The organism is Streptomyces prasinopilosus (assembly GCF_001419695.1).
Classification (GTDB): Bacteria; Actinomycetota; Actinomycetes; order Streptomycetales; family Streptomycetaceae; genus Streptomyces; species Streptomyces prasinopilosus.
In genome coordinates, this window is sequence record NZ_LIRG01000957.1 from 1 (window position 1) to 4,031 (window position 4,031).

At 71.8% G+C, this 4,031-nt stretch carries 5 protein-coding genes; 1 reads left to right on the forward strand and 4 read right to left on the reverse strand.

Annotated features, from left to right (window positions below):
- The 4 genes from AOK18_RS29000 to AOK18_RS35515 form a co-directional block, all read right to left on the reverse strand.
- Nucleotides 1-154, reverse strand: a 154-nt coding sequence (locus AOK18_RS29000; RefSeq protein WP_338119147.1) for an NAD(P)H-dependent oxidoreductase, incomplete at its 3' end; no start/stop codon positions are given.
- Between the two features lie 182 nt (nucleotides 155-336).
- Complete coding sequence (locus AOK18_RS29005) at nucleotides 337-1,554, reverse strand: acyl-CoA dehydrogenase family protein (RefSeq protein WP_055571372.1); 1,218 nt, start codon at nucleotides 1,552-1,554, stop codon at nucleotides 337-339.
- A 54-nt stretch (nucleotides 1,555-1,608) separates the two neighbouring features.
- A complete protein-coding gene (gene sfnG / locus AOK18_RS29010; RefSeq protein ID WP_055571373.1) occupies nucleotides 1,609-2,727 on the reverse strand; it encodes a dimethylsulfone monooxygenase SfnG in 1,119 nt (372 codons plus the stop codon).
- A gap of 193 nt (nucleotides 2,728-2,920) precedes the next feature.
- Nucleotides 2,921-3,004: a putative leader peptide gene (locus AOK18_RS35515; RefSeq protein ID WP_367869752.1), complete on the reverse strand. Its 84-nt coding sequence runs from the start codon at nucleotides 3,002-3,004 to the stop codon at nucleotides 2,921-2,923.
- Nucleotides 3,005-3,141: 137 nt separating this feature from the next.
- On the opposite strand from AOK18_RS35515, the gene AOK18_RS29015 reads away from it, so the two are divergent.
- Nucleotides 3,142-4,031, forward strand: an 890-nt coding sequence (locus AOK18_RS29015; protein WP_055696243.1) for a LysR family transcriptional regulator, incomplete at its 3' end; no start/stop codon positions are given.

The following is a 4,031-nucleotide window of genomic DNA, read 5'->3' on the forward strand; positions in this document are numbered from 1 at the left end:
CCGCGCCGAGCAGCGCCTCGGCGGGGAGGGTGCGCACGTCGAGCGGGATCACCTCGTGTCCCTGCGCGGTCAGCCGCTGGTCCAGGTGACGCAGCAGCCTGGTGGTGCGGGAGGAGGCGGAGGGGCTGCCGGAGACGGACAGGACGGTGGCCATGGGTCCTCTTTCGGAAGGTCCGGGATGCGGAGGGGACGGGGATGCGGAAAGGCGCGGGGCCCACGCCCCGGGGCCCATGGCTCACGGTTCGGAGCGCGCGCGGGCCCCGCGGGGTCTCCGGGAGCCCGGAGGCGGGAAGCGGGGAGACGGTGGCGTCCGCGGCACGCGGACGCCACCCGGGGTCAGGAGTACCAGGTGGGTTCGGGCAGTTCGCCCTCGAGGACCCAGCGTCCGACCTCCCGGCGCTTGTAGGCCACCGGGTCGTGCAGGGTGTGGGTGCGGATGTCGCGCCAGAACCGGTCGAGTCCCTCGGCCGTGGCGGTGGAGCGGGCGCCGGTCACCTCGAAGACGCGGCTCGCGATCTCCAGGGCGACCTCGGTGGCGCGGGCCTTGGCCGCGGCGACCCGCACCTCGAAGTCGCCGCGCGCCTGCTCGGTGACCGCGTCGGGGTCGTCGTGCAGTTCCTGCCCCTCGGCGGCGACGGCGTCGGCCAGGGCCTCGACGGCCCACAGCTTCGCGGTGAGGTCGCCGTAGGTGTCGACGACGTACGGCTCGTCGACCGCGCGGTCGTGGCCGCCGTGCGGCCAGGGCCGGGTCCTGGTGCGGGTGTAGGCGGCCGCCGTCTCCAGCGCGCCGGCCGCGATGCCGAGGTAGAAGCTGACGAAGACCAGCTGGATGGTGGGGACGTTGAGGGTGTTGTAGACCCGCGGCCGGAACTCCCTGTCGACGTATCCGGCCGCGGACGACCAGGGGGTGCGGACCCCGTCGATGGTGACGCTGCCGCTCTCGGTGAGCCGCTGGCCGATGTTGTCCCAGTCGTCGTGGAAGGTCAGTCCCGCGCTGTCCGAGGGCACGATCGCGAAGACGTGCCGGTCGGTCCCCTCCAGGACGCCCTCCAGAACGGTGACGTCGGAGACCCTGCTGCCGGTGGAGAAGGACTTGCGGCCGGTGAAGACCAGGTCGTCGCCGTCCTCGGTGACCACGACGTCCCGGTCGCGCGGATTGACGGCGCCGCCGAAGAACCAGCGGTTGCGGGCGGCCTCCGCCTCCACGTGCTCCCACTGCTCACGGGTGCCGACCAGCCGGGCCGCCCAGTTCCACAGGTAGTGGTAGCCGAGCAGCTGGCCGAGGGAGCCGTCGGCCTTGGCGATCTCCCGGACCACCCGGTAGGCGGTGATCCAGTTCTGCCCTCCGCCACCGTGCTCGACGGGACCGAGCAGGGTGACGAGGCCGGAGTCCTTCAGCAGCGCGACCTCCCCGTACGGAGTGGCGCCCGCGCGCTCGCGGGCGGCGGCGTCCGTGGCGAGGACGGCGGCGACGGCCGCGGCGCGGGCGATCCAGTCCTCGGCGGTGTGCGGAGCGGGACGGGCCTGCCAGTCGGCGGGTGTGGTGGTGCTCATCGGTTCGGCCTTTCTCGTCGGCGGGTTCGCGACGGTGTTCGCGGGTGGGGGCGGTCAGACGCGTGCGGGCACGGAGCCGGTGGTGTCGGGGAGGGCCGCCTCCAGTTCCCGCACCAGGGGCAGGACGCGGCGGCCGAAGTACTCGACTTCCTCGTGGTAGTGCAGGAAGCCGAGGAGGAGGAGGTCCACGCCGAGCCGCTTGTGGGCGACGATCCGCTCGGCGATCTGCTCCGGGGTGCCGATCAGCCCGGTGCGGAAGCCGTCGTTGTACTGGACCAGGTCCTCGAACGCGGAGTCCTGCCACATGCCCTTGCCGTCGGCCGTGGACCTGCCGGCCTGCCGGACGGCGGCGCCGAAGCCCTCGACGGCCTCGGAGTCGGCCTTGGCGACGATCTCCCGGAGGGTGTCGCGGGCCTCGGCCTCGGTGTCGCGGGCGATGAGGAATCCGTTGAGGCCGAACTTCGGGGGGCGGCGGCCGGCCAGGGCGGCGGCCCGGCGGACGTCCGCGATCTGTTCGACGATCCCGTCGTGGTCCCGGCCGTTGGAGAAGTACCAGTCGGAGACCCGGCCGGCCATGGCGCGGGCGGCGGTGGAGTTGCCGCCCTGGAAGATCTCCGGGTGCGGACGCCCCGGCGTGTTCAGCGGCTTGGGTTTGAGCGAGAAGTCGCGCAACCGGTAGAAGTCACCGGCGAGTCCGGCGCGGTCCTCGGTCCAGGCGGCGCGCAGGGCGCGGATGAACTCCTCGGAGCGGCGGTAGCGTTCGTCGTGTTCCAGCCAGGGCTCCCCGAGGGCGGTGAACTCGCCCTTGAACCAGCCGCTGACCACGTTGACCGCGAAGCGGCCGTTCGACAGGTGGTCGGCGGTCGCGCCGAACTTGGCGAGGACACCCGGGTGCCAGAGCCCGGGGTGGACGGCGGCGATCACCTTCAGGCGCTCGGTGGCCAGCAGCAGGGCGAGGCTGAAACCGGTGGACTCGTGCTGGTATTCGGCCCCGTAGCTGGCCATGTAGCGCACCTGGCTGAGGGCGTAGTCGAAACCGTTGTTCTCGGCGAGGACGGCGAGTTCCCGGTTGTACTCGTATCCCCAGTCGGTGCGTTGCTCGATGGTGCTGGTGACCAGGCCGCCGCTGACATTGGGGACCCAGTAGGCGAATTTCACGGGTTCTGCGGGCATGCGGAACTCCTGTCGCGCAATGCGGAGGTGAGCGGGTCGGGGAGGTGGGACGGATGTGCGGGCACGCCGATCCGTCTCCGCGCGAAAGGGCGCGGAGTCACGGGGTGCGGAATTCAGGCGGTGCGGGGAAAGAGCGCGCGCGGGGGCTCCGGAGGCGGCTGCGGCGTGCGGAGCGTGCGGCGGACCGGGGGGATCAGGCCGTGACGCGACAGGAGGCGCTGGAAACGCGCGCGAGGTCGACGTGGCGTCGCCGCGTGAGGTCCAGTCGCTTCGTCATGCCATCGATCGTGGCAGCCCTCGGTCGCGACCGTCAAGGAAAACCCGACCGTTCCCGCATGACGGACCATTGAATTTCACGAACGTGTGACAGGGAAACCCTTGAACGGGACGGGAATGCGTCCCCATTCTGTCGCCATGCGGACGGAACAGCTGGAATACATCGCGGCCGTGACCCGGCTGGGTTCGCTGCGCCGGGCGGCGGAGGAACTGCGGATCTCGCAACCCGCCTTGAGCGAGACCGTGCGGAACCTGGAACGCGAACTGGGCGTCGATCTCCTGGAACGCAAGCGCTCCGGGGCGACGATGAGCGCGGCGGGCCAGGAGCTGCTGCCCCACATCGTCGGCATCCTGGACGCGGTGGACCGGCTGCGCGCGGCGGCGGGCGAACAGCACCGCATCCGGCGGATGGTGCGCGTCGGCACGGTCAACGCGGCGACCGTGTCCCTGCTGATGCCGGTGGTGCGGGAGTTCCGGGCCGGGCATCCGCTCACCCAGGTCGAGGTGGTCGGCGCGCAGCAGTCGGACATCCACCGGTCGCTGCTGGAGGGCGGTTTCGATCTCGGACTGGTGAACCACTTGGAGGGTGACGACATGCCGGCCGAGTTCGAGTCCGTCGAATTGCTGCGCGGTCGTCCCGTGGTGTGCCTGCGGGCGGACAGCCCGCTGGCGGCGTGCACGGAGGTGTCGGCGGACGAGCTGCTCACCGAGCCGTTGATCGCGATGCGCTCGGGCTATGTGATGCACCGCTATGTGCACCGGCTCCTCGAGGGCCGTACGCCGGCGTTCGCGTACTCCACCGACGGCGCGGAGATGGGAAAGCTGATGGTCGCCGAAGGGCTCGGCGTGACGGTCCTGCCGGAGTTCAGCGTCGTCGGGGACCCGCTGGAACGGCAGGGCGCGATCGTGTGCCGGCCCCTGGCGGGTGAGCGGGCGCGGGTGCTCCTCGTGCTGCGAAGGCGCAGGGCGCGGGCCGTACCGCCGGCGGTCCGCGCCCTGCACGACACCTTCGTGCGCCGGGCCCGGCG

What these genes read in the sequence shown, in the direction of transcription:
- AOK18_RS29005 (WP_055571372.1), bottom strand. Translation starts at nt 1,554, where the DNA reads ATGAGCACCACCACACCCGCCGACTGGCAGGCCCGTCCCGCTCCGCAC.
- AOK18_RS35515 (WP_367869752.1), bottom strand. Translation starts at nt 3,004, where the DNA reads ATGACGAAGCGACTGGACCTCACGCGGCGACGCCACGTCGACCTCGCG.
- sfnG (WP_055571373.1), bottom strand. Translation starts at nt 2,727, where the DNA reads ATGCCCGCAGAACCCGTGAAATTCGCCTACTGGGTCCCCAATGTCAGC.